At 62.2% G+C, this 24,044-nt stretch carries 29 protein-coding genes; 7 read left to right on the top strand and 22 right to left on the bottom strand.

The features are described 5' to 3' along the window. Position 1 precedes the first annotated feature (1 nt). Together IE166_RS00230 and IE166_RS00225 are read left to right on the top strand one after the other, a co-directional pair. A complete protein-coding gene (locus IE166_RS00230; protein ID WP_189500759.1) occupies positions 2 to 2,281 on the top strand; it encodes a xanthine dehydrogenase family protein molybdopterin-binding subunit in 2,280 nt (759 codons plus the stop codon). 173 nt (positions 2,282 to 2,454) lie between these two features. Beyond that, the gene (locus tag IE166_RS00225; RefSeq protein WP_189500757.1) at positions 2,455 to 3,387 is read left to right on the top strand and encodes an SWFGD domain-containing protein; all 933 of its coding nucleotides are present in this window, start codon (positions 2,455 to 2,457) and stop codon (positions 3,385 to 3,387) included. Between the two features lie 127 nt (positions 3,388 to 3,514). Here the strand turns inward: IE166_RS00225 and IE166_RS00220 are convergent, their stop codons facing one another. From IE166_RS00220 to IE166_RS00150, 15 genes are all read right to left on the bottom strand, one after another. Continuing rightward, on the bottom strand, positions 3,515 to 3,808 hold the full coding sequence (locus IE166_RS00220) for a cytochrome C oxidase subunit IV family protein (protein WP_189500755.1): 294 nt from the start codon (positions 3,806 to 3,808) through the stop codon (positions 3,515 to 3,517). A gap of 1 nt (position 3,809) precedes the next feature. Then, a complete protein-coding gene (locus IE166_RS00215) occupies positions 3,810 to 4,445 on the bottom strand; it encodes a cytochrome c oxidase subunit 3 (protein ID WP_189500752.1) in 636 nt (211 codons plus the stop codon). After that, positions 4,442 to 6,112, bottom strand: a complete 1,671-nt coding sequence (locus tag IE166_RS00210) for a cytochrome c oxidase subunit I (protein ID WP_189500750.1) — start codon at positions 6,110 to 6,112, stop codon at positions 4,442 to 4,444. Before IE166_RS00210 ends, IE166_RS00215 begins: the two co-directional genes overlap by 4 nt. Beyond that, on the bottom strand, positions 6,109 to 7,116 hold the full coding sequence (gene coxB / locus IE166_RS00205) for a cytochrome c oxidase subunit II (RefSeq protein ID WP_189500749.1): 1,008 nt from the start codon (positions 7,114 to 7,116) through the stop codon (positions 6,109 to 6,111). Before coxB ends, IE166_RS00210 begins: the two co-directional genes overlap by 4 nt. Next, positions 7,113 to 7,901 carry an SCO family protein gene (locus tag IE166_RS00200; protein WP_189500746.1) on the bottom strand — a complete coding sequence of 263 codons (789 nt, stop codon included), beginning with the start codon at positions 7,899 to 7,901 and terminating at the stop codon, positions 7,113 to 7,115. The genes coxB and IE166_RS00200 overlap by 4 nt, the downstream gene beginning before the upstream one ends. Then, the gene (locus IE166_RS00195) at positions 7,898 to 8,320 is read right to left on the bottom strand and encodes a hypothetical protein (protein ID WP_189500744.1); all 423 of its coding nucleotides are present in this window, start codon (positions 8,318 to 8,320) and stop codon (positions 7,898 to 7,900) included. Before IE166_RS00195 ends, IE166_RS00200 begins: the two co-directional genes overlap by 4 nt. Next, positions 8,317 to 9,369: a hypothetical protein gene (locus tag IE166_RS00190; protein ID WP_189500742.1), complete on the bottom strand. Its 1,053-nt coding sequence runs from the start codon at positions 9,367 to 9,369 to the stop codon at positions 8,317 to 8,319. Before IE166_RS00190 ends, IE166_RS00195 begins: the two co-directional genes overlap by 4 nt. Then, positions 9,359 to 9,895, bottom strand: a complete 537-nt coding sequence (locus IE166_RS00185) for a c-type cytochrome (RefSeq protein WP_189500740.1) — start codon at positions 9,893 to 9,895, stop codon at positions 9,359 to 9,361. Before IE166_RS00185 ends, IE166_RS00190 begins: the two co-directional genes overlap by 11 nt. Then, on the bottom strand, positions 9,892 to 10,452 hold the full coding sequence (locus IE166_RS00180) for a DUF3341 domain-containing protein (RefSeq protein ID WP_189500738.1): 561 nt from the start codon (positions 10,450 to 10,452) through the stop codon (positions 9,892 to 9,894). The genes IE166_RS00185 and IE166_RS00180 overlap by 4 nt, the downstream gene beginning before the upstream one ends. Further along, positions 10,445 to 11,809, bottom strand: a complete 1,365-nt coding sequence (gene nrfD / locus IE166_RS00175) for an NrfD/PsrC family molybdoenzyme membrane anchor subunit (protein ID WP_189500736.1) — start codon at positions 11,807 to 11,809, stop codon at positions 10,445 to 10,447. The genes IE166_RS00180 and nrfD overlap by 8 nt, the downstream gene beginning before the upstream one ends. Beyond that, complete coding sequence (locus tag IE166_RS00170) at positions 11,806 to 14,757, bottom strand: TAT-variant-translocated molybdopterin oxidoreductase (RefSeq protein ID WP_189500734.1); 2,952 nt, start codon at positions 14,755 to 14,757, stop codon at positions 11,806 to 11,808. Before IE166_RS00170 ends, nrfD begins: the two co-directional genes overlap by 4 nt. Positions 14,758 to 14,767: 10 nt before the next feature. Next, a complete protein-coding gene (locus tag IE166_RS00165) occupies positions 14,768 to 15,436 on the bottom strand; it encodes a cytochrome c3 family protein (RefSeq protein ID WP_189500725.1) in 669 nt (222 codons plus the stop codon). 197 nt (positions 15,437 to 15,633) lie between these two features. Beyond that, the gene (locus IE166_RS00160) at positions 15,634 to 15,792 is read right to left on the bottom strand and encodes a hypothetical protein (RefSeq protein ID WP_189500723.1); all 159 of its coding nucleotides are present in this window, start codon (positions 15,790 to 15,792) and stop codon (positions 15,634 to 15,636) included. A 106-nt stretch (positions 15,793 to 15,898) separates the two neighbouring features. Next, the gene (locus IE166_RS00155) at positions 15,899 to 16,306 is read right to left on the bottom strand and encodes a hypothetical protein (protein ID WP_189500721.1); all 408 of its coding nucleotides are present in this window, start codon (positions 16,304 to 16,306) and stop codon (positions 15,899 to 15,901) included. Positions 16,307 to 16,336: 30 nt separating this feature from the next. After that, positions 16,337 to 16,477 carry a hypothetical protein gene (locus IE166_RS00150; protein WP_189500719.1) on the bottom strand — a complete coding sequence of 47 codons (141 nt, stop codon included), beginning with the start codon at positions 16,475 to 16,477 and terminating at the stop codon, positions 16,337 to 16,339. 200 nt (positions 16,478 to 16,677) lie between these two features. On the opposite strand from IE166_RS00150, the gene IE166_RS00145 reads away from it, so the two are divergent. Beyond that, positions 16,678 to 16,941: a helix-turn-helix domain-containing protein gene (locus IE166_RS00145; protein WP_189500717.1), complete on the top strand. Its 264-nt coding sequence runs from the start codon at positions 16,678 to 16,680 to the stop codon at positions 16,939 to 16,941. 104 nt (positions 16,942 to 17,045) lie between these two features. Continuing rightward, on the top strand, positions 17,046 to 17,246 hold the full coding sequence (locus tag IE166_RS00140; protein ID WP_189500715.1) for a hypothetical protein: 201 nt from the start codon (positions 17,046 to 17,048) through the stop codon (positions 17,244 to 17,246). Positions 17,247 to 17,376: 130 nt separating this feature from the next. Here the strand turns inward: IE166_RS00140 and IE166_RS00135 are convergent, their stop codons facing one another. From IE166_RS00135 to IE166_RS00125, 3 genes are all read right to left on the bottom strand, one after another. Next, positions 17,377 to 17,637, bottom strand: coding sequence for a DUF2312 domain-containing protein (locus IE166_RS00135; protein ID WP_189500713.1), 261 nt, complete (start codon positions 17,635 to 17,637; stop codon positions 17,377 to 17,379). Positions 17,638 to 17,758: 121 nt separating this feature from the next. Then, on the bottom strand, positions 17,759 to 18,070 hold the full coding sequence (locus tag IE166_RS00130; protein ID WP_189500711.1) for a DUF1244 domain-containing protein: 312 nt from the start codon (positions 18,068 to 18,070) through the stop codon (positions 17,759 to 17,761). 2 nt (positions 18,071 to 18,072) lie between these two features. Continuing rightward, positions 18,073 to 18,885, bottom strand: coding sequence for an N-formylglutamate amidohydrolase (locus IE166_RS00125; protein ID WP_244641270.1), 813 nt, complete (start codon positions 18,883 to 18,885; stop codon positions 18,073 to 18,075). Positions 18,886 to 19,152: 267 nt separating this feature from the next. Between IE166_RS00125 and IE166_RS00120 the strand changes: the two genes are divergently transcribed. Both IE166_RS00120 and pyk read left to right on the top strand, forming a co-directional pair. Continuing rightward, complete coding sequence (locus IE166_RS00120; protein WP_385965065.1) at positions 19,153 to 19,608, top strand: DUF1036 domain-containing protein; 456 nt, start codon at positions 19,153 to 19,155, stop codon at positions 19,606 to 19,608. Further along, the gene (gene pyk, locus IE166_RS00115) at positions 19,605 to 21,041 is read left to right on the top strand and encodes a pyruvate kinase (RefSeq protein WP_189500708.1); all 1,437 of its coding nucleotides are present in this window, start codon (positions 19,605 to 19,607) and stop codon (positions 21,039 to 21,041) included. Before IE166_RS00120 ends, pyk begins: the two co-directional genes overlap by 4 nt. A gap of 32 nt (positions 21,042 to 21,073) precedes the next feature. Here the strand turns inward: pyk and IE166_RS00110 are convergent, their stop codons facing one another. Beyond that, complete coding sequence (locus IE166_RS00110) at positions 21,074 to 21,676, bottom strand: tetratricopeptide repeat protein (RefSeq protein WP_189500706.1); 603 nt, start codon at positions 21,674 to 21,676, stop codon at positions 21,074 to 21,076. 74 nt (positions 21,677 to 21,750) lie between these two features. Continuing rightward, the gene (ykgO, locus tag IE166_RS00105) at positions 21,751 to 21,876 is read right to left on the bottom strand and encodes a type B 50S ribosomal protein L36 (RefSeq protein ID WP_006203764.1); all 126 of its coding nucleotides are present in this window, start codon (positions 21,874 to 21,876) and stop codon (positions 21,751 to 21,753) included. A gap of 167 nt (positions 21,877 to 22,043) precedes the next feature. On the opposite strand from ykgO, the gene IE166_RS00100 reads away from it, so the two are divergent. Next, positions 22,044 to 22,460, top strand: a complete 417-nt coding sequence (locus IE166_RS00100) for a lysozyme inhibitor LprI family protein (protein WP_210312928.1) — start codon at positions 22,044 to 22,046, stop codon at positions 22,458 to 22,460. A 3-nt stretch (positions 22,461 to 22,463) separates the two neighbouring features. Here IE166_RS00100 and IE166_RS00095 read toward each other — a convergent pair whose 3' ends face one another. Together IE166_RS00095 and purE are read right to left on the bottom strand one after the other, a co-directional pair. After that, a complete protein-coding gene (locus IE166_RS00095) occupies positions 22,464 to 23,540 on the bottom strand; it encodes a 5-(carboxyamino)imidazole ribonucleotide synthase (protein WP_189500704.1) in 1,077 nt (358 codons plus the stop codon). After that, the gene (gene purE, locus IE166_RS00090; protein ID WP_189500702.1) at positions 23,537 to 24,034 is read right to left on the bottom strand and encodes a 5-(carboxyamino)imidazole ribonucleotide mutase; all 498 of its coding nucleotides are present in this window, start codon (positions 24,032 to 24,034) and stop codon (positions 23,537 to 23,539) included. The genes IE166_RS00095 and purE overlap by 4 nt, the downstream gene beginning before the upstream one ends. Positions 24,035 to 24,044: the final 10 nt, after the last annotated feature.

The following is a 24,044-nucleotide window of genomic DNA, read 5'->3' as shown; positions in this document are numbered from 1 at the left end:
CATGAGCGATGCCGCCCCTCGGCCCAATGAAAACATGGGCGAACCGTTCCCGCGCATCGATGCGCGCCTCAAGGTCACGGGCCAAGCGCCCTACCCTGCCGATGCGCCGATCGCCAACCTCGCTTACGGCACATTCGCCGTCAGTTCGATCGCGCGCGGCAAGATCAACGCCATCGACATCGAGCCTGCCAAAGCTGTGCCAGGCGTGCTTGCGGTGTTCACGCATCGCGAAATGGCCGGTCAGCTTGAACATCCGAAGTTCGGCAACGCGGCCGCGTCCTCCATCGCGCCGCTCGACACGACGGATATTCTCCATGATGGCCAGCCGCTTGCGCTGGTGATCGCCGAGACCTTCGAGGCGTCGCAGGAAGCCGCGCAGGCAATCCGCGTTGATTATGCCGCCGAACAGCCCAGCGCCACCTTCGACGCACAAGGGACTGAAACGGTCGCTGCCAAGGAAGCGAGCGAGCAGTTCGAGGAAGATGTGGCCGCCGGCGATTTCGAAGCAGCCTTCGCGGCAGCACCCGTAACCATCGACCAGCGCTACTCCACGCCCACGCAGCACCACAACCCGATCGAGCTGTTTTCGACGACCGCAGTCTGGGACGGCGACGGGCTGACCGTTCATGAACCCAGCCAGAACGTGACCGGTTGGAAGGTGGAACTTGCACATCAACTGCGCATGGAGCCGGAAAAAGTCCGGATTGTCAGCCGCTATATCGGCGGCGCCTTCGGCTCCAAAGGGCCGATGACGTCGCGAACCGCCATCGTAGCCTGGGCTGCGAAAAAGGTGGGCCGGCCGGTGCGCTGCGTGGTCAGCCGCGAACAGTCCTGCATGACGCAGACCTACCGCGCTGAAACCCGCCACCACATCCGCATGGGCGCGGACCGCGATGGTCGCATCACCGCTTTTGCCCATGAAGGCTGGGAGGTCACTTCACGGCCGGACCCTTACGTGGTCGGCGGCACCTCCACTACCGGTCGCATGTATGATTACGGCTCGGTGCTGACCAAGGTGTCGATCGTGAAAGCTGATCGCAACACGCCCGGCTATATGCGGTCGCCGCCGGAAACGCCCTACGTCTATGCGCTGGAAAATGCCATGGACGAGATGGCGGTCGCGCTCAACATGGACCCTGTCGAGTTCCGGCGCGTGAACGATACGCAGGTCGAGCCCATCGGCAAGAAGCCGTTTTCCAGCCGTTCGCTGATGACGTGCTATGACCAGGCTGCCGAAGCCTTCGGCTGGAAGGAGCGCAATGCCGCGGTCGGGTCGATGCGCGACGGCGATTGGCTGATCGGCATGGGCTGCGCCACCGCTATCTATCCTACCAATGTCGCGCCGTGTACGGTGCGGTTGCGGCTCAACGCGGATGGCGGTCTTCGCCTTCAGTGTGGCTCCCATGAAATCGGCACAGGCGTGCGTACGATCGCGGCTCAGATGGCGTCCGAGCGGCTGGGCATCCCCATGGACAAGATCGAGGTGGAAATGGGCGACTCCAGCCTGCCGCCTGCACCTGTTTCCGGCGGATCCGTTTCCACGGCCAGCGTTTGTTCCGCAGTGATCAAAGGATGCGCCTCCATCCGCGGCAAGCTGTTCAGCGCGGTGGTGTCGGCAGATGGTCCGTTGAAGGGAGCCGAGCCGGCCACTCTCGACATGAAGGACGGTGCCATTACGTCAAGCGACGGGCGCTCGATGCCCATGAAAGAAGCCTTTGTCGCCATGAAGACCGGCGTGATCGAGGACTATGCCGAGTTCGCGCCGGATGGAGCGACACCGGAAGCTGTGTCCAAGCTTTATGGCGGGCAATCTGAGATGAAGGGCGGTGAGAAGGGCGAGAAGGTGAAATACGCCTTTGGTGCCGAGTTCGTGGAAGTGCGCATCAACACGCGCACGAGGGAAGTGCGCGTGCCACGCATCGTCGGCGCCTTTGCCGCCGGGCGCATCATGAACACGCGCACAGCCCGCAGTCAGCTTATGGGCGGCATGATCTGGGGCATCAGTTCAGCGCTGCATGAGGTGACCGAGATCGACCCCCGCGCCGCTCGCTACGTCAATCGCGATTTGCAGGATTATCTGGTGCCGGTGAACGCCGACATTCGCGACCTGCAGGTGATCCTCGTGCCGGAAGTCGACATGGACGTGAATCCTGCCGGGGTAAAAGGCCTAGGCGAATTGGGAAATGTCGGCACGGCCGCCGCCATCGCCAGCGCAGTGTACCACGCCACCGGCAAACGCATCCGTGACCTTCCCATACGGCTGGAGACCCTTCTTACATAAAGCCAACCAGCTTGCGTGATCGGCCATTAACGCTGCCGTCGCGTCTTTCTTCAGATGCAGAACCGGAACAACGCACAGCGTTTGTCCGGAACAATCGGGCGGCGCACAGGTTAGCAAAGCAGGTCGGTTCCTTCTGACCGACCCACCAAAAGACATGATATGGAGGAAACATCATGGCTAGGGATTGGGATGATCGCGGCCGCTACGGTCGTGGCGGCAGTGACTACGGACGCGGTGATACCGGCCGCAGCTCCTATCGCGGCGGTGACCGAGATCGCGATTGGTCGGATCGAGCGGGAGACGAAGTTCGCTCCTGGTTCGGCGACGATGATGCGGAACGACGCCGCATGCAGGACGACCGCGCAGCCGGGCGTGATTATTCAAGCAGCTACGGCAACCGCGGCAGCTACCGCGACGATGATTATGCACGAGGCGGATCTTCCGGCAATTACGGAAGCGAACGCTCGCGCAATTTCGGCGGCGGATATGGCGACTACGGATCGTCTGGGTCTGCTTTCGGCCGAAACGAAGGCTCGAACTACGGCTACGACAATCGCGGCTCCAACCGAGCTGACTACAGAAATCAGTCTGGAACCGGCGAGCGCTACGGAAGCGGCCGTGGATACGAAAACAACCGGTATGGCCGGAACGAAGAGCGCGGCTTCTTCGAGCGCGCCGGTGATGAAGTGTCTTCCTGGTTCGGCGACGAAGACGCAGAACGACGCCGCGAAATGGATGCGCGTCATCGCGGGCGTGGTCCCAAGAACTACACGCGTTCGGACGACCGCATTCGTGAGGACGTCAATGACCGCCTGTCAGACGATCAGCACCTCGATGCATCCGACATCGATGTGACGGTCAAGGACGGCGAGGTCACGTTGGGCGGCACCGTGCAGGAGCGTTTTGCCAAGCGTCACGCCGAGGATCTGGTGGAGCGTGTATCCGGCGTGAAGCATGTGCAGAACAACTTGCGTGTGAGCTCACAGCAACAGGGCTACGGATCGACTGACACCTCCGGTCGAGCCGGCACAACCGGTAGTTCTACAACGGGTTCCACCACATCCGGTGTCGGCACCACCGGGACAACCGGATCAACGCGTACCTGATCCAACGCGCAGCCAGAAAGATCCGTCGCCCACACAGGGGACGGATCTTTCCAATCCTTTGCTTCGCCACTCCACCTACCGCGGTGAGCGATGCCCAGTCCGCCAGAAGATTGACGGGCCGCGGGCATCAGGTGCCGAAATGCGGCATCAGCCAGTTGCGGGTCAGAAGATCGAGCAGGGTCAGCGACAAGAGGATCGTCAGCCAGACGAGCCCTGCCAGAACTGCGAGCCGCACGGCCCAGCCTTCGCGGCGGAAGCCCATGAAGAACCAGACGATCAGCAGCGCCTTGGCCATGGCGATGCCGAAGCTCACCGCCGGGCTGGCATGGCCGAGCGGCAGGAAACTGCCCGCGACGGTCAGCGCCAGAAGCGCGAGCAGGCCGAGGTAAACCAGAGCAAGCGGGCGCAGTTCGCTTCTCATCTCAGCGCACCAGATACAATGCTGGAAACAGAAACACCCAGATCACGTCGATCAGGTGCCAGTACAGCGTTGAAACCTCGATCGTGGTTGCCTGTTCGGGCATTCGCGTCGCGCGGGTGGCGATCCGCGCTGCGATAAACAGCAGAAGGCAGACGCCGATCGTCACGTGAACGGCATGAAGCCCGGTCGCCATTAGATACAGGTCCATGAACAGGCGCTTGCCCGGTTCGCCGAGCTTCGCATCGCCACCGGCCAGCGGCAAAAGGCCTTCGCCGTATTCCAGCGCATATTCCCATCCCTTGAGGCCGAGAAAGGCAAGGCCCAGCGCGGCGGTGACCCCGAGCAGCCAGCCTGTCGCCTTCCCGTTGCCGGCCTTTGCGGCGGCAACCGCCAGCGCGGCGAACAGCGAAGAGGTCAGCAGCACCACCGTATTACCGGTCGCGATCCAGATGTGGAGTTCGCGCGAGGTCTCGACAAAGATCTCCCGATGCGCCGCCTGATAAAAGATCAACGCCGCGAAGATACCGCCGAACAGCAAGATTTCGGTGGCGAGGAAGATCGTCATGCCGAACAGTGCGGCGCGGCGCTGCTGCTCCGGATCGGAAAACGGCTCCTCGACCAAGCCTGAGCGCGTCATGCCCCGCCCTCCTTCTCGACCTCATAGTCGTAGGGCTCGCGCGTCACGACCGGGATCTCATCGAAATTGTGCTTGGGCGGCGGCGAAGGCACGGTCCATTCCAGTCCCGTCGCTTCCCATGGATTGTCGCCGGAAGGCTTGCCGTAGCGCAGGGCATAGAGGAGGTAGGCGAAGGGAAACAGATAGGCGAAGCCGAGGATCGTCGAACCGGCCGAGGACAACACATGCAGGACCTGAAACTGCGGGTCATACACATGGTAGCGGCGCGGCATGCCGAGATAGCCGAGGATGAACTGCGGGAAGAAGGTCATGTTAAAGCCGAAGAAGATGAACAACGCCGTCAAGCGGCCCCAGCCGATCGAGAACATGCGGCCCGTCATCTTCGGCCACCAGAAATGCAGCGCTCCGAAGAACGCCGAAACCGTGCCGCCCACCATGATGTAATGGAAATGCGCGACCACGAAATAGGTGTCGTGGACATGCACGTCGAGGGCCAGCATCGCCAGGATCAGGCCGGTCAAACCGCCCACCACGAACAGGCCGATGAAACCCATCGCGAACAGGAAGGGCGGATCGAGCGAGATGTGGCCTTTCCAGAGCGTCGCGGTCCAATTGTAGACCTTGATGCCGGAAGGCACGGCAACAACGAGGCTCAAGAAGGAAAACACCGCGCCGACATACATCGACATACCCGACACGAACATGTGGTGGGCCCAAACGAGAAAGCCGACAGCCGCGATGCCGAGCGACGAAAACACGATAAACCAGTAACCGAACACCGGCTTGCGCGCTGCCGCCGCGACCAGTTCGCTGACCACCGCCATCGCCGGCAGCACCATGATGTAAACGGCCGGATGGCTGTAGAACCAGAACAGGTGCTGATACAGCAGCGGATCGCCGCCCAGCGCGGGGTCGAAGATGCCGAGCCCGAACAGGCGCTCGGCCACGATCAGCGCCAGCGTCACCGTCAGCACGGGTGTCGCCAGAACCAGGATCACGGAGGTCGCGTAATGCGACCATACGAACAGCGGCAAGCGCCCCCAGGTCATGCCCGGCGCGCGCAGCGTGTGGATCGTCACGATGAAGTTGAGCCCGGTCAGGATGGAGGAAAACCCGACCACGAAAACGGCTGCGGCGGCCATCACGACATTGCCGTTGGCGAACATGGACGACAGCGGCGTGTAAAAGGTCCAGCCTGTATCGACGCCGCCGGCCAGCAGCACCCAGAGCGTGAACAGCCCGCCGATCCAGTAGATGTACCAGCTTAAGAGGTTGAGGCGTGGAAAAGCGAGATCGCGCGCGCCGATCATCAGCGGGATCAGGAAATTGCCGAACACGTTCGGGATCGACGGGATCAGGAAGAACCACACCATGATCACGCCGTGCAGCGTAAAGGCGCGGTTATAGCCCTCATTGCTCAGCACGTCGCCTTGCGGGGTCAGGAGGTCGGTGCGCATCAGCCCCGCCGCCATGCCGCCGATAAAGAAAAAGAAGGTGACGGAGATCAGGTACAAAAGCGCGATGCGCTTGTGGTCGGTGGTGAAGAACCAGGAGCGCAGCGTGTGGCCGGCGCGCAGATAGGACACGCGCTCCGACTGCGTTTCGTTGACGGTTTCCTCGCGCGACGCTTCTTCCGAACCACCGCGTCCCGTGACTGTTTCGCTCATGGCGCGGTGCCCTCTGGTGCGAGATTTTGCGGCGCCAGTGTACCGGCGGCGACCCCCTGCGGCAGAACGGGCGATGCGCTTCCCAGCGACTGGATATAGGCGACGAGCCGCACCAGCCCTTCCTCGTCCACGACATCCTTGAAGGTCGGCATGATCGGCGGATAGCCGGCTGTCACCTGCGCGTTCGGCAGCAGGATGGAGTCGCGGATATATTGCGCATCGGCCACCACCGTGGACCCATCCGACAAGGCGACAGGCCGCCCGTACAAACCATGAATCGATGGAGCGCGCCGGGTCGAGCCGCTTTCATGACAGCCGGAACAGCCCAGCGTGCGAAACAACCCCGCGCCCTGCGCGGCCAGCGTGTTGTCGGTGGCGAACTGCTCGAGCCATGCGGCGTAGTCCGCCTGCGTCTGCACAACCAGGCTGCCGCCCATCAGCGAATGGTCGGTGCCGCAGAATTCCGCGCACGCAAGACGATAGGTTCCGGGCTTGTCGGCCGAAAACCAAAGGCTCGTATAGCGCTCGGGCAGCACGTCCTGCTTGATGCGCAGGGCCGGCAGGAACAGTGAATGGATCACGTCCTGCGAAATCATGTTCAGCCTGATTGGCTCCCCGACCGGCACATGCAATTCGTTGATCTCGCCCTGCCCGCCGGGATGCTGGAACTTCCACATCCAGCGCTTGGCGACCACCTGCACTTCCATCGCATTGGCGGGCGGCTGATGCAGATCGAAGTAAAGGCCGGTAGACCAGACATAGAAAACGAGGATCAGGAAGAACGGGATCAGCGCCCAGGACGTTTCCAGCCAGACATTGCGGTTCATCGGGTGCTGACGGTCGGCCTTGTGGCCGCGCCGGTATTTCACCGCGAAGTACACGATCAGGATGAAGACCGGCGCCGAAAGCGCGATGATCAGCCCTGTTAAGGCAAGGATCAGAAGGTCCACGGAATGAGCATAATCCGACGCCTGCCCCGGCCAGATCTGGATGAAGTCGCTCACTGGCCACCATCCGTCTGCCGCCGGCGCTCGCGCAGCACGGCGATGCCGATAAAGCCGGCCAGGGCCACGACCATGCCGCTGCCGCCGATCCGCAGCATGGACCAGATCAGGGTGCCATAACGGCCGGTTACAGGGTCATAATGATAGCAAAGCAACCGAACCGCGTCGGTCCAGTCGCCGATCTTGCCTTGGCCCGCTTCGGTGAGCGCCAGCCGCAGATCAGTCGGACTTGGCGCCAGTCCGTAAAGCCAGCGCGACAGCTTGCCGTCAGCCGTCAAAACGGCGGTGGCGGCGAGATGGGCGTATTGATTGACGTCCGGGTTGAAGCTGTAGCGATAACCCAGTGCCTCGGTGACGGCATGGATGTCCGCTTCGCTTCCGGTAAGGCCGTAAACGCCGCCGGTTGCAGCCAGTTCGGGAAAGGCCTTGCTCCATTCCGCCAGCGAGCGCGCCGCCGCTTGCCGGTTTTCGCGCGGGTCGATGCCGAAGGCCACCAAAGTAAAGTCGCGTCCGGGGCGAAAGCCCTGTGCCTTGATCGCCTGCGCCACGCCTTCCAGCGTCACGCCGCAGATGTTCGGGCAATCATGCAGAACCGGAATGAGTATCAGGGGCTTACCCGCACCGAGCTCGGCAAGCGTCACGGTGCGGCCCGCCTGATCCACGAAGGGCGCATCATCAGGGATCTGCGTGCCGGAGCGGTTGTCGATGCCGGTTTCGGCGAAGGGGTCATAGGCCCATGCCGGCGATGCGGCGATCAGGAGCAGAAGGAGAGCCAGCATTTTCATCGGCCGCCCTCCTCGCCATCAGGCCAGCCCTGATCCGCGACCATCTCCATGGCACGGCTGATCGGCACCTGCGCGCGTTCATGCTCCACATCGAGCCAGCGATAGCGCGTGAGTTCGGCTGCCGCACGCGCATCAAGCGCGGGACGCTCACCCAAGGCCGATATTTCCAGTTGCGGTCCAGCCGGCTTGGGCTGCGCCGCCACCAAAGGCGGTACGTCCGGCTGCGTGCGGTTGCCGGCGAAATAGAACAATAGGCCCATCACCAGCAGCGCGGAAACGCCGATGCCGGCAAGCAGGCCGAACATCGTGGCGAGAACGCCCCGCGCGGGGATCTGGTCGGGCTGCGCTGCCGGCACCGGCGTTTGTGCCTTCGATCCGTCTTGCGCCCGGTTCTGCATTTCCGCCTTGGCCGTGCTCATCGCGCGACTTCCTTCGCCCTGGCGGCGCGGCTTGCGAGACGCGGAGCGGCAAGCAGGGTCAGGCCGAACAGCGACAGCAGCGCCCAGGGCAGAACGGCGGTGCCATGTCCGCCGGCCGGCGCGATCAGCCACAGCGTTTCCAACGCATTGCCGAATAGAACGGCTGCCGACAGCCAGAACAGCCAGCGGCGGCTTTGCCGGATCGGCGTGGCCAAGAGCAACAGAAGCGGCGCCAGCCGCAGGGCGGTGAATGCGACTTCCAGAAGGCCCCACAGGCCCGCGCCACGCTCCCCATACCAGCGCACACCGAAGGGCAGATTGTCAGACCAGGTGATGAAATACTGCATAAAGGCGAAATAGGCCCAGGCCAGCAGCGCGGCCATGAGCAGGCTGCCGAGGATCTCCGGCCGCTTCAGTTTGGCCGCCGAGCTGACGGCCATCATGATCGACACACACAGCGCCCCAAGGAATTGCACGGACATGCGGGTCAGCGAAAAGCCGGAAAAATGCGCTTCCGGATCAAGAAACAAATACCAGTCGACCGCGATCACCATGAAACCCGCGGTGTAAATAACCAGCGCCGTGATCGGCAAAGCCGGTTTATCCGTCTGACGCCGCACCATAAGAAGCGCTGACACAGACGCGAAAAGCAGGAACAGAATTGCGCGGACCGTCCAGAACGGCAGCGTCATCCAGAGTTCGCGGAATACGCCTTTGTCGGCGGATGCCTGCCAGTCATACAGCCACGCAGCACCGATCAAAATGGGCAAAAAGGCGAGTGCCGCGAACGGCAGAAGAGCTGCGACAGCATCCGAAAAGCGCTCCAGCTCGTCATCCCACAGGCCCGGGATCAGCCGCATCATGGAAGCGAGAATAAGGCCACCGAAGGCGATGTCGGACAAGAAGCAGAAGCCGGTGAGCCAGCCCTGCAGCGCAGCTTCCGGCTGCAAGACCATGCTCACCAAGGCTACGGCCAGGCAGATCAGCCCGGTCAACAGGCCAAGGCGGCTGCGGGTTGTAACGGGGAATGCCGTGATGCTAGCCGCCACGATCGCCCCCCAAGGCTTCGCGATCGATAGTGCTCAGCTGCGCGGCCGAAGCGTTCCGGCTCGTTTGCAAGGCGCGGATATAGGCGGCAATCGCCCAGCGATCCGCCGGCTCGACGCGGTCGGCATAGGAATACATCACGCCATGGCCGTGGGTGATGACATCAACGAAATAGCGGCTCGGCGCCTCCACCAGACGCTGCTCATGAAAGCTCGGCGGCTGCGGAAAGCCGCGTGCTGGAACGGTGCCGTGACCATCGCCCGCCGCATCATGGCAGGGCACGCAGTTGATTGCATAGCGCTCCTGCCCCCGCTTCAGAAGCGCAGCACTCATTGCAGGACGATTGCTCAGCGCTCGGTCGCGCTGCGGCTGATCCTGCGCCACCGTGCCTTCGGGCGGCGCCTGCAGTACCTTGCCATCGGCAAACAGCGCGCTCGGCTCCGCATTGTCATAGCGCGGCTGGCTGCCCATTTCGTTGCAGCCGGCGAGCAGGGCAAGCGTCAAGCAAAGAAGAAGCGGCCAGCTCATTCCGGCTCCTCCGTATTGCGCAGCGTCTCGACCTTGGTCGCTCCAAGTGTCTTCATAAAGCCGCTCGTTTCCTCCTCATGGAAACGCGCATCATTGCCGAACACGACCAGGAAAAATCGGTCCTCGGCATGAAAACCGAAGCGCTCGGCCTCGAACACCGGATGATGCAAACGCGGCAGGCGGTTCAGCAAAAGCATGCCCAGAATACCCGCCAGCACCGCGCCCAGAACCATCATTTCGAAGGTAATCAGCATGAAAGCCTGCGGCGCCACCAGCGGCCGGTTGCCGACCGGAATTGGATAAGCGTGATTGGTATAAACCTGCATGAGATAGCCCGCGGCCGCGCCGACGATGCCGCCGCCCAGCGTCAGCCAGGGAACGCGATTGTCGTTGAGCTCCAGCGCTTCGGTCAAACCGAGCATGGGAAAGGGCGTATAAGCGTCGAGACTGCGATAGCCTTCCTTCCGCGCCGTCTTGGCAGCTTCGATCAGGTCCTCGCCGGACGCGAACTCGGCCAAAACGCCGAAGGTCTCGATATGGGCGCCCGGCTCAATCACCCTGGCGCTCCCCTTGATCCTCGAACTGCGATTCCTTGATCTCGAACGCCGAAATGGCCGGGAAAAAGCGGATGAACAGAAGGAAAGGCAGGAGGAAAACGCCGCCGATCATGCCAATAAACAGCGACCATTCCCAGAAACTTGGCGCATAGGAGCCGTAGGAAGACACGAGATAATCGCGATACAGCGTGGTCACGAGCAGCATATACCGCTCCAGCCACATGCCGACCGTCACCGATAGGCCGATCAGGAAAAGCGTCACCGGAAAGATCCGCATCCGCTTCCACCACAAAAGCTGCAAGGGCAGGAAGTTGAGGATCACAGCGCCCCAATAGCTCCAGGCATTCTCGCCTGTGAAGCGATCGAACAGGGTTTGCAGATCCTGTTTCTCGCCGGCGTAAAGCGCGTCGAAGATTTCCGCGACATAGCCGAATGCCGTCATCATTCCGCAGGCAAGCAGGAGCTGGCCAAGAAGATCGAGATGACGGTCGGTGACGATCTCCTCCAGCCGGAAGGCAAAGCGCAGCACCACCGCGATCATCGACACGACGGCGAAACCGGAGAAAGCCGCACCCAGCACGAAATACGGAGGGAAAACGGTGGAGGTCCAGCCGGGAATCGGGCCGGCCGCAAACAGGAGCGAGATTTCCGAATGGACGGACACCACCAGCGGCACGGCGATCGCGGCCGTGATCCGGTAGCTCTGGTTCCATCGTGCCCAATGCCGCGCCGAGCCGCGCCATCCCAGCGCCAGAACGCCGTAAAACACCTGCCCGCCCCGTTTCTTGGCGCGGTCGCGCATCGTGGCGAGGTCCGGCACGAGGCCGATATACCAGAACAAGAAGGACACGATGAGATAGGTCAGGACGGCAAAGAAGTCCCAGGTCAGGGGGCTCTTGAATTGCGGCCACAGATCCATCGTATTCGGATAGGGCGCCATCCAGTAGAAGCGCCAGAAGCGGCCGAGATGCAGGATCGGGTACAGGCCCGCGCAGATCACGGCCACCAGCGTCATCGCTTCGGCAAAGCGGTTCAGCGCATTGCGCCAATGCTCGTTGAGCAAAAGCAGCATGGCCGAAATCAGCGTTCCGGCATGGCCGATGCCGACAAAGAAGATGTAGTTGGAGATCGCCAATCCCCAGTTCACCGGGATCGTGTTGCCCCAAACACCGACGCCGTTGCGAAACAGAATGACGACGGAAACCAGGAACAAGACGAGGAAGCACAGGCAGATGAGGAAGCACAGGTCCCACACCCATTTGCCGGGATAGCGCGTGGGAATGCGCATGATCTGGCGGGTGACACGCGAACCCTCCGCGCGTCGCTGGCTGCCGGGATGATCGACCGCCTCGCTCATATGCGCTGCGCCTCGTCATCCAGGATGCGCGCCAGATAGGTCGTGCGTGGCCGTGTGTTCACCTCTTCCAGAAGCGCATAATCGCGCGCCTCAGCCTTGCGCCGCGACACTGCGGACTGGTTATCCATGACATTACCGAAGGTGATCGCGGTGGTCGGACACGCCGCCTGGCAGGCGGTGACGACCTCGCCCTCGGCGATTTCGCGACCTTCCTTCTTGGCCTGAATGCGCGCGCCTTCGATGCGCTGGATGCAATAGGTGCATTTTTCCATCACACCGCGCTGGCGCACCGTCACTTCGGGATTGCGCATCGCCTTCACCGATTCCGCATCACCTTGCGTGAAGTCGAACCAGTTGAAGCGCCGCACCTTGTAAGGGCAATAAGACGAGCAGGTGCGCGTGCCGATGCAGCGATTGTAGACCTGAAGATTGAGGCCGTCATAGCTATGCACGGCGGCATTCACCGGGCAGCCCATTTCGCAGGGCGCTTGTTCGCAATGCATGCAGGGCACCGGCTGGAAAGCCATGTCGGGATCGTCCGGATCACCCTCGTAATAATGATCGACCCGCAGCCAGTGCATTTCCCGGCCTTGCGCAACAAGATCCTTGCCGACAACCGGAATGTTGTTTTCGGACTGGCACGCGGTCACGCAGGCATTGCAGCCGATGCAAAGGTCGAGATCGATCGACATGCCCCAAGACGGCGACGAAGCTTCCGCGGCAGGATAAAAGCTCGGCTGCTTCGTCTTCAGGGGCTCCAGCGCAGCCAGCTCCGCGCGCTGCACCTTGCGCACGAAGTCGAAGCCATCCATCGCGTGCTGCGGCTGGGTGGTGACAATCGTCTGCTTCTCACCGGTGGCCTCCAGCGTCACACCGGCTATCTGACAAAGCGCATCCACGCGGCGCAGTTGGTAAGCGTCGAAGCCCAGCTTGCCGGCCAGCCCACTCTGCTTGCCATAGCCGAGGTGAACAACAACCGTGTCGCGCGCCTGACCCGGCACGATCCAGATCGCGCCCTCGACACTCGCATCGCCCGCCGACACCCGCACCCCGTCGCCATTCGTCCATTGCCGCTCAGCCGCAAGCGCCGGACTGACCAGCACGGCATTGCCCCAGCAGATCTTGGTGATCGGTTTCGGCAGTTCCTGCAGCCAGGCATTTTTCGAGAAACGGCCGTCGAAGATCGTGGGATCGGGCTGGATCAAGAGGGTCAAGCCCCCGCCTTGCCCCTGCGCAACACCAAGATTAACCGCGCGATTGACGACCGGCGGCACCTCCGGGCGCGGCGCACTGCCGGCGACAAAGCCCTCCAGCAGCGCCGATCTCCAGTTTGCGTCGAAGGCGATGCCCCAGTCCGGCAGCCAGGTCTTGCGCACGACGTCCTGATCGCCGACGCCGTTGAGCCGGCCGCCGAGATTTTCCAGCACGGTGTGGATCGAGCGCACCGACCAGAACGGCTTCACCAGCGGCTGGACGATCGACACCGTGCCATCCACGGCGCGCAGATCGGTCCAGCTTTCCAACTCATGCTGCAAGGGCGCGTGCCAATGGCAGCGATTGGCCGTGGCGTCGACATGCAGGCCGGCATGGATGCGCAGCTCGACCCGGTCGAGCGCTTCGGCAAAGGACAGATCGCTCGGTGCGGTTGCCACGGGATCAGTGCCGAGGATTGCCAGCGTCGACACGCGCCCACCGCGCATATCCTCCACCAGCGCCTCCAACGAGCGGTCGCCGTCCGGCGGAAAGGCCGCGATCGGAGTCGTGAAGGCAAGCGTCTGGCCGAGATTGCCGAGCCGCTCGTTGATGAGCAGCGCCAGCGCCTGCATCTCGGGCGAGAGATGCGTGCCGACACTCACCAAAGCGCGGCCGCGATACGCCTGCAGCCGCTCAGCCGCAGTCTGGACCCAGCGCCGTTCCTGTTCCGAAAGATCGGACACGGAGCCTGCTTCGACACCCAGCGCATTCGCCAGGTTGGCGACAAGCACCGAAAAGCGCGCCGGCGCTGCAATCAAGCGATCACCAGCCGCAATGCCGGTCAGGCTCGGCGTGGGCTCCGCCACAAAGAGAAGGCTTGCGCCCTCGCCGCGCTGCGCCGCCATACGCCGGTCCGACCAGCCTTTCGCTTGGCGGACCTGACGCGGCCCCGGCCCCAGCAGATCGTCATCGAAGGAAACGATGACCTCCGCTCGATCCAACCGCAGATGCCTGTCGAGCGGACGTCCGAACACAAGCCGTGTGGCGGCGTGCAGGGCACGGTCATCGACCGGCTCATGGCTGTGCCAGCGTGCTTGCGGCCAGCGCGCCATCATTTCGCTGATCTGCCGCTGCAGGGTCGGCGAGGTCAAGCGGCCCGTGAGCAGCCGGAAACCTTCGCCGCCGGTGCGGTCGAGCATAGAGGCTCGTTCAACGGTTGCGCGCTCCCAGGCGGACCAAGACGAGACCTCTCCAACCAAGCGCGGAGCCTGGCTGCGACTGGGATCATAAAGGCCAAGAAGTGCCGCCTGCGTGAAAGCGTCGATTGCCCCTCGGCTTGCCGGGTGGCTCGCATTGCCTTCCAGCTTCACCGGCCGGCCGGAATAGGTCTTGCCGAAAACGGGCTGCGCATAGCCGGCCAGCGAAACGGCCGTCGCATAAAAGCGCGCGATGCCCTGCGTTTCGCCTTCCGGCATTTCCACGTAAGGCAGCGCGGTTTCATCGGCTGTGGAACTGCATCCAGTCAGACCGGCAAGCGCCAGCGACGCGCCCATGGCCTGCAAAAGCGAACGGCGATTGATGCCGTCGGCTGCCGGCGCGATCGAAGGGAACTCTGCTTCGAGCAGCGCCTTGAAGCTCTTGGTGCCCAGCCATTCGTCCAGGCTGCGCCATACGCTTGCGTTCCGTTCGCGGGCTTCAGCACCTTGCGTTTTGTCGGCTGGCTGGCTTCTGGACAAAGCTTGCTCGCTTGTCATCACCGGCGCGTCAGCGATGACACGTGTTGCATTGAACGAGCTTGTCAGGCTCGATGCCGTAAGCCTGCACCATCAGGGCACCGTAGTCCTTATGGGCTTGCGGGTCACGCTCCCAATCCGACCAGTCCATCTGCGTCACCTGCTCGGGCGGACGAAGATGCGGCGCGGGATCGCGATGGCAACTCAGACACCATTGCATCTGGAAAGGCTGCGCACGCGCCGTCAGCGGCATCTCGTCGATGCGGCCGTGACATTCCACGCAGGGCACGCCGCGCGTCACATGAATGGAGTGGTTGAAGTAAACGTAATCCGGCACTTTCGCGACGCGGTTCCATTCGAGCGGCGTGCCGCTTGCAAAGCTCTGCCGCACCAGAGCCAGTAAGGGCGCGCCGGTCCACACCTGGGAATGGCAGGTCATGCAGACATGCGTTGCTGGCAGCCCCGCCTGCGCGCTGGTTTCCACGCCGGTGTGGCAGTAACGGCAATCGATGCCGAGACCCTGCACATGATGCTGATGGCTGAACGGCACGGGCTGGTCGCGAAACCATCCGACCATCGTAACATAGGTGGAGTCCGCAAGCCCGCCCGCAAAGGCTGCCACCCCGAGCACCACCAGCAGCATGATCAGAAAAAAAGCTCGCAGCCGCGTGTCGGCCGACGCGGTGAAAATCTGCGCCATGCTCCTCCCGCACCTTCAAAATGTTCTCGGCGAGCCGCGTGAAAAGAAACTAGCATGCGGTTGTGGCCGCCACCATCGACCTTTTTGCGGTGGAAGCGGAATTAGAACGGCTCCACCTGAGAAGCCACAGCCAATATCTGACTGAGCAGCTATGCTGGCCTAGAATCAGCCCGCCGAACGGTACTGCAGGGCCTAGTTCATCTGCCGCCGCAATCGGCGGTAACCCCGGTCGCCAGCTCGTCGAGAGCGTCGAGCAGGCCTGCGAAGCCAGTGTTCTCCTTCCTTCTGATCCGCGTGGCGGTGCGCTCCGCATACTCCCGGGCGTCCGCGTCCAGTCTTTCCCTGAGGAACGGCATGCCGCGGAGGAGCTCCTCGTTTGACGGAAGGTGGACTCCTTACACGGCAGCGCGCTGGCGGCGCTCGAAAGGCCGCCTGACCTTTTCCTGCGAAGACATCGCGCTGTCAGCCTGCTGAAGCGCGCTGCGGAACCAGGGCGCTGCCGAACTTGACCCGGAAAGCCTGTTCCAGGGCGGCGAAGCCCGTCACCGACCGCGATGCGCTACGCTGCTGGGCTTCTCGGCAAAGCGCCATCCAGGCCAAAGCTGTCGCCATCAGCTCGCAGCTTCTGGCGGGCGCCTGCGAGAGGCTGAGCATCGCCAGCTCCGCGGCAACGTAGGCCATGTGCCGGGGCACCCGGTAACGGGCGAGGTAAATGCGCGCCCGCAGCAGGCTCGGCCGCGTCTCGCTCTCGTACCACGCAAGCTCGGGATCGTCTGCCGCCAGCAGCCTTTCGACGGCGCCTTCGCCAGGATTCATGACGAGGCCGTCGAGCAGCCGCAGGTGACGCCTGACAATGTCGCTGTCGGCCATCTCCCTTAGCGTCTCGGCGCCCGTGCGGCCTCAGGCGGCGATATCGCTGTTGATGGCTCCTTCGAAGAAGGGCATTCCCGTCATCAGCTCGGCGTCGTCCGGAAGGTAGTCGCCCACCAGCGAAGCCGCTGACTTCTTGAAGAACTCCGGGACAAGATCCGTGTCATGCATGAGGCGCTCCAACCTTCGCTAAGAGTTCGGCGAATCACCCCATGACCGCCGTTGCGAACCTGGATATGGCGTCTTTCACGAAGGCGTCTAGAGCGCATGTTGAGACGTCGTAGACGCCTTAACATGAAAGAGCCCGGGGATATCGTTCTTCCAAGGATTCGTTCAGTGGAGCAAGCCTTGCCCGCGCAGTACGAGGAGCCATGGACGTACCTGGCGAACTCCTGCGCACGGCCGGCGTCGCACTCGACATGAAGCAGAGCGAACTCGCCCGTATGTCGGGCGTGGCGCAGCGCACGATCCTGCGCGCCGAGCGCTGCGATCTCACGGTCTCGCTGGAGAGCCGCAGGCGCCTTCAGGAAGCCTTCAGGACAGCCGGGGTCGCGTTCGTGCCGGATGACGGGACGTCGGGACCGGGCCTGCGGGTCAGGCGCGACCTCCTCGTTCAGGAAAACCTGAGGTTCTAGCGACGATTCTGGAAGTCCATGTTGGAGGCTTCCCGCCGTAACAGGCCGACCGCAGCAATGCAGGTCCCTAGCAGAAGGCTGCATTCACGCGAATCGGCAAAGCTATGTCAAAGATCGCCGATCTCAGATTGCGGCCTTGTGTGGTGGCGGAGCTGGCCAAATTGGGTTTCGTCACGCCTGCTGACCTGGATCATCTCTCCAATGCCGAGATCCTGCGCATGCCAGGCGTGAGCGGAAAAGACTGGAGAGCGCTGGCCGCCGCCATGGGACGCGATCCCTGTTCCGGCGCTTCGGCAAAGTCCTGACCGCCTCGACCCAAAGTCAGCCGCTCAACCGCACATGGCAGTCATAGGCCTGCTGCTTCGCTAGATAGCAAAAAGCCCCGCGAGGCTTCCGCCTGCGGGGCTGTATAAGCCGGACATTCAAGCTGGCTGGTTACGCCATCCCAAGTGCATTCATATAAAGATCAAGCAGCGCCTCGGCTTCCTCGCGCTCAGCCTGGTCCTGCTTACGCAAGCGTATGATCTGTCGCACTGCCTTCGTGTCGAAGCCTGTGCCCTTGCACTCCGCGTAAACATCCTTGATGTCGTCCGAAATGGTCTTCTTTTCCTCTTCGAGGCGCTCGATGCGCTCGATGAAGGCGCGCAGCTGGCCAGCCGCTACGGTTTGCGAGGAATCGGTGACTTCATCGGCCATGCTGATCTCCAGAAATTCGGGAAGCGACTCGGAGGCGTTACCGGGGGGTCGCGGGGCGGTTCGATGCCAAAGCCGGGCGAATGGGTCAACCCCGTTAGGCCAGGCAAGGGGAACCAGCCCATCAATGATCGTGCGGACGTGCAGCCTCGAAGGCGGCTTTCTGCTCAGGCGAGGCTTCGGTCTGGTTCCGCGCCTGCCAGACTGCGTAAGGCATGCCGTAAACGATTTCGCGCGCCTCATCCTTCGACAGCACCTGCCCCGCGCTTTCGGCGGCATCACGATACCAGTTGGCGAGGCAGTTGCGGCAAAAGCCCGCAAGGTTCATCAGGTCGATGTTCTGCACGTCGCTACGATCAGACAGATGCGCAAGCAAACGACGGAATGCAGCCGCTTCGAAGTCGCGCTGCTGCTCAGGTGACAAATCAGGCGTCATAATCAACCTTTCCGATGATCCACTGACCCGGTGCGGGAGCCGAAATGCTGGACGTCGTGGATATCGGGGCGGGCATTGATCGCGTCAAGGATCGGCACGAGCCGCTCCACCCAGCCATCGACACCCTCTTGATCGGCAATGAGATCCTGGCGGATTTCTATCAGCGCATGCGCAAAGCCTTGGGTAATCGCATGGCTGTACATCGTGTCACCGCGCAAGGCGCCGTCATAAGGCTCGTTGTCGCCGACACGCAAAGCAGGGTCGGCAGCTAGCATCTCGATCAGCGGCCAGGCCACGCGGTGATCCATGTCCCAAAGCACGCCAACATGCCACGGACGCACGATACCCTGCATCACCGGCGTGAACGAATGAACGGAAAAGATGAACGGTGCCCGACCGCTGGCCTGGGAAACGCGTTCTACGGCCTCAGCCACTGCCTGGTGGTAGGGGCGATAGAAGCTGTTCAGCCGTGATTCGCGCTCAGCAGCGCTCATCGGGTAATTACCGGGAATGACGGTGCCATCATAAAGCTGGCGGATCAGCGTCGGATCATCGTCACCGCGATTGGGATCGATCAGCAGGCGGGAAAAATGGCACAGCACCGCGGGCACGCCCAGCACTCTTGCCAAACCGCGCGTGGTGGCTTCCACCCCAATGTCATAGGCAATATGGCGCTCGAACTCCGAAGGTGGCAAGCCGAGGCTATTATAGCGCGAAGGCAGCTTTCGCCCGGCATGATCCGCCACAAGCAGCAGACCCTTGCTCCAATCACCGTCGATCACTTCAAAAGGCTGGAAATCCGGATCGGTCATCATGCGGCCAAAGCAGAGAGATGGAACAGCCTGCATCCCATGCAAGCTTGCTCGGAGCAATGCCGTGGTTTCGACATTGTTGCAGCCCAATCCACCGAACTTCCAGTGAGAAGAGATTCAAGCGATTAGATCGAGGGCTTCCTTTCGTTGACACATGCGCCGACTTCTTCGAAAAGGAACGTGAACCACGACGATTTGGCTGGGGCTGGAAAATTGACGCTGAGGCGCTTCGCATCGTTGCTGTCGGCGCTGGGGTCTCTGCCGCGCGGTTTGCGTGTCAGCCTGGCCATGATCCTGCTTTCACCGCTGGTGCTGGCTGCGGGAACGCAGGCGGCCAAGGCGGATTTCCGGGTCTGCAATGCCACGCAGAACCTGGTGGGCGTGGCGATCGGTTATCGCGCCAATGCCGGCTGGGTGACGGAGGGCTGGTGGCATGTGGAGGGATCGACCTGCAAGACGCTGATCGAGGGTCCGCTCTCGTCGCGTTACTACTATCTTTATGCGGAGGATGCCGAGCGTGGAGGACGCTGGGACGGCCAGATCAATATGTGTGTGGCCGAACGAGAGTTCAAAATAGCCGGCGTTAACGACTGCTTCGCTCGCGGTTTCCAGCGCTCCGGCTTTCAAGAATATGACACCGGTGATCAGGGAAGCTGGATGGTTCAGCTGACCGATGAGCCGGGAGCCGACGGCGCCAACGCCGTCACCGGAACAGGTACGCCATGAGACGCAGCCGCAAAGTCAAAATTCTCGCAACGCTCGGACCCGCATCGTCCGACGAAGCCATGATCCGCAGGCTCTTTGAAGCGGGGGCTGACGTCTTCCGCATCAATATGAGCCATACCGATCATCCATCGATGCAGGAACTGGTGCGCCGCATCCGTTCGGTCGAAAAAGAAGTCGGCCGCCCGATCGGCATTCTTGCGGACCTACAGGGCCCGAAGCTGCGTGTCGGCAAGTTCGCCGACAAGTCGGTTGCGCTGGAAGTCGGCCAGACCTTCACGCTCGACGATGATCCGACGCCGGGCGACGCCACGCGTGTGCATCTGCCGCATCCCGAGATCCTCGCATCCGTGCAGGCTGGTCACCGCCTCCTGATCGACGACGGCAAGCTCCAGCTTCTGGCTGAAGAGGCCGATGGCAAGAGTATCATCTGCCGTGTGGTCGCCGGCACCAAGATTTCCGACAAGAAGGGCGTCAGCCTGCCCGATACCGACCTGCCGGTTGGTGCGCTGACCGAGAAAGACCGGCTCGACCTCGATGCCGTTCTAACCACGGGGGTCGACTGGATCGCGCTGTCCTTCATCCAGCGTCCGGAAGATCTCGCCGAAGCGCGCAAGGTGGCGCGCGGACGCGCTCTGCTGATGTCCAAGATCGAAAAGCCGCAGGCTGTCACGCGGCTGGCCGAGATCATCGAACTGTCCGACGCCTTGATGGTGGCGCGTGGCGATCTGGGCGTGGAAATGCCGATCGAAGCGGTCCCCGGCATCCAGAAGCAGATCACGCGTGCAGCACGCCGAGCTGGCAAGCCGGTGGTGGTCGCCACTCAGATGCTGGAATCGATGATCGAAGCACCGGTGCCTACGCGCGCCGAAGTGTCCGATGTCTCGATCGCGGTGTTTGAAGGCGCGGACGCGATCATGCTTTCTGCCGAATCGGCCGCGGGCAAATATCCCGTCGAAGCGGTCAGCATGATGAACAAGATCGCCGAGCGCGTGGAGCGTGATCCGACTTACTCCGGCATCATCAACGCCCAGCGTTCGGAACCCGAAGCCACCGGTGCCGACGCTATTTCGCTGGCATCGCGCCAGATTGCCGAAACGCTGAAGCTGGCCGCGATCGTCACCTACACCGCATCGGGCACCACCGGTCTGCGAGCGGCCCGTGAGCGTCCGCAAGTGCCGATTATCGCTTTGTCGCCAGTCGTGGAAACGGCCCGCCGCTTGTCGCTGGTCTGGGGCACGCATTGCGTCGTAACGCCGGATGCCGCGGATCTCGACGACATGGTGAACCGCGCTTGCCGGATCGCGCATTCGGAAGCGTTTGGATCGCCGGGGGATCGGGTGATCGTCACGGCCGGTGTACCCTTGCGTACACCGGGTGCGACCAACATGCTGCGCATTGCTTATATCGGCTCCGACGGGCTTCGCGGTCTCTGACCGGGGAAGCTCATTCATCCGGCTGAAAAGCGTTAAGCGCCATCGCCGGCTAGTTTGTCGGCGAGGCGACCGACTTCATCCTGCGCACTACGTAGCGCGGGATACACATCCAGAACACGCTCATAGGCCCGCAAAGCCAGTTCTTCGCGTCCCGTATTGTCCATGATCTGCGCTAGTCCGCTCAAAGCGCCGAAGTGACGCGGTTCAAGCGTGATGGTCCGTTCGATGTCCGCCATCGACTTGGAATAGTTCTGCATGGCGAAGTGAACGGTCGCGCGGCGATTATAGGCTTCCGCATAGCCTGGCTTCAAAGCGATGACCTGGTCGAGGTAATCGAGCGCAAGGTCGAACTTCTTGTCGGTCAGAGCCTTGGAAGCCCAGCCCATCATCAAATCGATGCTGGCGCTGCCGGATTGTCCAAAAGCTGCGCCGATATGCGCCGCAGTTCGCTCGGCCTCGACCTGATTGCGCTGCCGTTTCAGCGAATCGAACAGCTCATCCAGGGCTTTCTTCTGCCGCTCCGCTTCGCGTGCGGAGGGCTCGAGAACAAGGCGCGCGCTGACTGTCTGCGCACTTGCAGGCACGATGCTGAAAACGGATGCGCCAAGCGCGAGACAAACGAAAACGTTCCGCATGATGCCAATTCTAGCGGCAGCATGCGGAACGTCAAACTGATATCTATGTGAGCCGGCCAAAAGCCAGCTCAACATCAACCCTGACGAGCCTTGTAGCGCGGCGCCGTCTTGTTGATGATGTAGATACGACCCTTGCGACGGACCAGCTGGTTGTCGCGGTGACGGGCCTTGAGAGCCTTGAGCGAGTTCTTGATCTTCATCGATTCAATCCGTCAGATGCGGCCTTGAGGCCGAAATGAAAGACGCGCCCGAAGACGCGCCGAAACTGTGGGGGTTCCTTAGCCGAGGCTTCCCCGACGTGTCAACCGCCACTTGACCTTGTGGATGAGGAACCCCATTGCACCGACAGGTGAGAAAAGGAAATGCGATGCCGAAGCTTCGAGCCACACTGCCGATCATGGCAATTCTGATGATTGCAGGCGCGACAGGCACTGCCACGGCGCAAGATTGCAATGACGCACCCACCCAAGCTGAAATGACGGAATGCGTGGCGAAGGCTTATGAAGAAGCCGATCGCAAGCTCAACGAGAGTTACGGCAAGGTGACAAGCCGCCTTTCCGATCTGCCTGAGGTCAAGACCAGGCTGACCAAGGCGCAACGCGCTTGGATCAGCTTCCGCGATGCGGAATGCGAGTTCTCCAACGCTCAGGCAGGCGGTGGCACCTTGTATGCAACGCTGATCAATCAGTGCCTGACGGATATGACCAATCAACGCATTGAGGCGCTTGAAGGCTTTCTTCAGTGCGAAGAGGGCGACATCAGCTGCCCCGTACCGCGCGACTAACCGTCAGCCGCGCTTGAGCCTGGTCGCATGCCCCATCTTGCGGCCGGGTCGGGACTCGGCCTTGCCATAAAGATGCACGAGCGTATCGGGTTCAGCCAACAAGTCCGGCACCCTCAGCACGTCGTCGCCGATCAGGTTCTCCATCAAGCAATCGGAGTGGCGGGCAGTCGATCCCAGCGCCTGACCGGCGATGGCACGAATGTGCAGCTCGAACTGAGACAAGACGCAGGCAGCTTCCGTCCAATGACCGGAGTTGTGCACGCGTGGCGCGATCTCGTTGACCTTGAGCGTGCCATCGGCGAGCGCAAAGAACTCAACTCCGATGACGCCGACATAATCCAACGCCTCAAGAATTTGGCCAGCAATGGCCTTCGCAGCTTCCACGACATAAGCGGAGACATGAGCCGGCACCGTCGACGTCCTTAAAATCCCGTCGCGGTGAACATTTCCTGCCGGATCAAAGGCGACGATTGCGCCGTCCTGGCCGCGACCGGCAATGACCGAGATTTCCCGTTCGAAGGGCACCAGCGCTTCCAGGATCAGCGGAACACTGCCCATATTCGCATAGGTACCAACAGCGTCAGCGGCTTCCGCATTGCGGAACAGCCGTTGCCCTTTGCCGTCATAACCAAGCCGCCGCGTCTTCAGGATGCCGCTGCCGCCGAAGCGCTCGAGCGCGGCAGCAAGCCCGGCATCGTCGTCGACAGCCACGAACTCAGCCGTATCGATGCCGATCCCGTTCAGAAACTGCTTTTCCGTCAGACGATCCTGAGCCACTTCCAGCGCTCGTGCTGGCGGAAACAGCGAACCGTGAGCGGCCAGCCGCTCACCCGCTGGCAAGGGCACGTTCTCGAACTCGTAGGTGACAACGTCCGAAGCCTGCGCGAGCTCGTCCAAGGCCGCTGGATCGTCATAGGCCGCCACGATCTGGCGATTGGCGACCTGCGCGGCCGGGCAGTCTGCGGCAGGCTCAAGAATGATCGTTTTGTAGGATAGCCGTGCCGCAGCCATGGCCAGCATGCGGCCAAGCTGCCCGCCGCCGACGATGCCGATGGTTGATCCGGCCGGCAGCGCGCTCATGCGTCATCCGAAGGGGCTGCGGCCACTTTCGCGGTCTGTTCGGCGCGGTAGGTATCCAGCCGTTCAGCCAGAGCCGGATTGGTCAAGGCGAGAACGGCCGCGGCCAGCAATGCTGCGTTCACCGCTCCCGCACGGCCGATCGCCAGCGTGCCGACCGGGATACCCGCCGGCATCTGCACGATCGACAAAAGCGAGTCCTGCCCTGACAAAGCCTTGGATTCCACCGGTACGCCGAACACCGGCAAGGGTGTCATGGCCGCCGTCATGCCCGGCAGATGCGCAGCGCCCCCTGCCCCGGCGATCACCACCTTGAAGCCGGCCGCTTTCGCGCCGTGAGCGAATTCAACAAGGCGATCGGGCGTGCGATGTGCCGACACGATCCGGTCGTCATGCGAGATACCGAGTTGATCCAGCGTTTCGGCTGCGTGCTTCATGGTCGCCCAGTCGGACTGGCTTCCCATGATAACAGCGACATCGGCGGGCTTCCCGTCCATGCGGCGTCCT

The organism is Tianweitania populi (assembly GCF_014652875.1).
Lineage (GTDB): Bacteria > Pseudomonadota > Alphaproteobacteria > Rhizobiales > Rhizobiaceae > Tianweitania > Tianweitania populi.
Note: the sequence above shows the minus strand (reverse complement) of the source record. Positions and strands in the feature narration are given on the sequence as shown.

Bases quoted from the DNA above. Each gene is read 5' to 3' on its own strand.
- IE166_RS00125 (WP_244641270.1), bottom strand. From the start codon at position 18,885: ATGATGACCGATCCGGATTTCCAGCCTTTTGAAGTGATCGACGGTGAT.
- IE166_RS00195 (WP_189500744.1), bottom strand. From the start codon at position 8,320: ATGAGCACGGCCAAGGCGGAAATGCAGAACCGGGCGCAAGACGGATCG.
- IE166_RS00220 (WP_189500755.1), bottom strand. From the start codon at position 3,808: ATGAGAAGCGAACTGCGCCCGCTTGCTCTGGTTTACCTCGGCCTGCTC.
- IE166_RS00230 (WP_189500759.1), top strand. From the start codon at position 2: ATGAGCGATGCCGCCCCTCGGCCCAATGAAAACATGGGCGAACCGTTC.
- IE166_RS00200 (WP_189500746.1), bottom strand. From the start codon at position 7,901: ATGAAAATGCTGGCTCTCCTTCTGCTCCTGATCGCCGCATCGCCGGCA.
- IE166_RS00185 (WP_189500740.1), bottom strand. From the start codon at position 9,895: ATGAGCTGGCCGCTTCTTCTTTGCTTGACGCTTGCCCTGCTCGCCGGC.
- IE166_RS00095 (WP_189500704.1), bottom strand. From the start codon at position 23,540: ATGAGCGCGCTGCCGGCCGGATCAACCATCGGCATCGTCGGCGGCGGG.
- pyk (WP_189500708.1), top strand. From the start codon at position 19,605: ATGAGACGCAGCCGCAAAGTCAAAATTCTCGCAACGCTCGGACCCGCA.
- nrfD (WP_189500736.1), bottom strand. From the start codon at position 11,809: ATGAGCGAGGCGGTCGATCATCCCGGCAGCCAGCGACGCGCGGAGGGT.
- IE166_RS00135 (WP_189500713.1), bottom strand. From the start codon at position 17,637: ATGGCCGATGAAGTCACCGATTCCTCGCAAACCGTAGCGGCTGGCCAG.
- IE166_RS00215 (WP_189500752.1), bottom strand. From the start codon at position 4,445: ATGACGCGCTCAGGCTTGGTCGAGGAGCCGTTTTCCGATCCGGAGCAG.
- IE166_RS00170 (WP_189500734.1), bottom strand. From the start codon at position 14,757: ATGACAAGCGAGCAAGCTTTGTCCAGAAGCCAGCCAGCCGACAAAACG.
- IE166_RS00210 (WP_189500750.1), bottom strand. From the start codon at position 6,112: ATGAGCGAAACAGTCACGGGACGCGGTGGTTCGGAAGAAGCGTCGCGC.
- ykgO (WP_006203764.1), bottom strand. From the start codon at position 21,876: ATGAAGATCAAGAACTCGCTCAAGGCTCTCAAGGCCCGTCACCGCGAC.
- IE166_RS00130 (WP_189500711.1), bottom strand. From the start codon at position 18,070: ATGACGCCTGATTTGTCACCTGAGCAGCAGCGCGACTTCGAAGCGGCT.
- IE166_RS00110 (WP_189500706.1), bottom strand. From the start codon at position 21,676: ATGCGGAACGTTTTCGTTTGTCTCGCGCTTGGCGCATCCGTTTTCAGC.
- IE166_RS00145 (WP_189500717.1), top strand. From the start codon at position 16,678: ATGGACGTACCTGGCGAACTCCTGCGCACGGCCGGCGTCGCACTCGAC.
- IE166_RS00100 (WP_210312928.1), top strand. From the start codon at position 22,044: ATGCCGAAGCTTCGAGCCACACTGCCGATCATGGCAATTCTGATGATT.
- IE166_RS00165 (WP_189500725.1), bottom strand. From the start codon at position 15,436: ATGGCGCAGATTTTCACCGCGTCGGCCGACACGCGGCTGCGAGCTTTT.
- IE166_RS00225 (WP_189500757.1), top strand. From the start codon at position 2,455: ATGGCTAGGGATTGGGATGATCGCGGCCGCTACGGTCGTGGCGGCAGT.
- IE166_RS00140 (WP_189500715.1), top strand. From the start codon at position 17,046: ATGTCAAAGATCGCCGATCTCAGATTGCGGCCTTGTGTGGTGGCGGAG.
- purE (WP_189500702.1), bottom strand. From the start codon at position 24,034: ATGGACGGGAAGCCCGCCGATGTCGCTGTTATCATGGGAAGCCAGTCC.
- IE166_RS00160 (WP_189500723.1), bottom strand. From the start codon at position 15,792: ATGCCGTTCCTCAGGGAAAGACTGGACGCGGACGCCCGGGAGTATGCG.
- IE166_RS00155 (WP_189500721.1), bottom strand. From the start codon at position 16,306: ATGGCCGACAGCGACATTGTCAGGCGTCACCTGCGGCTGCTCGACGGC.
- IE166_RS00150 (WP_189500719.1), bottom strand. From the start codon at position 16,477: ATGCATGACACGGATCTTGTCCCGGAGTTCTTCAAGAAGTCAGCGGCT.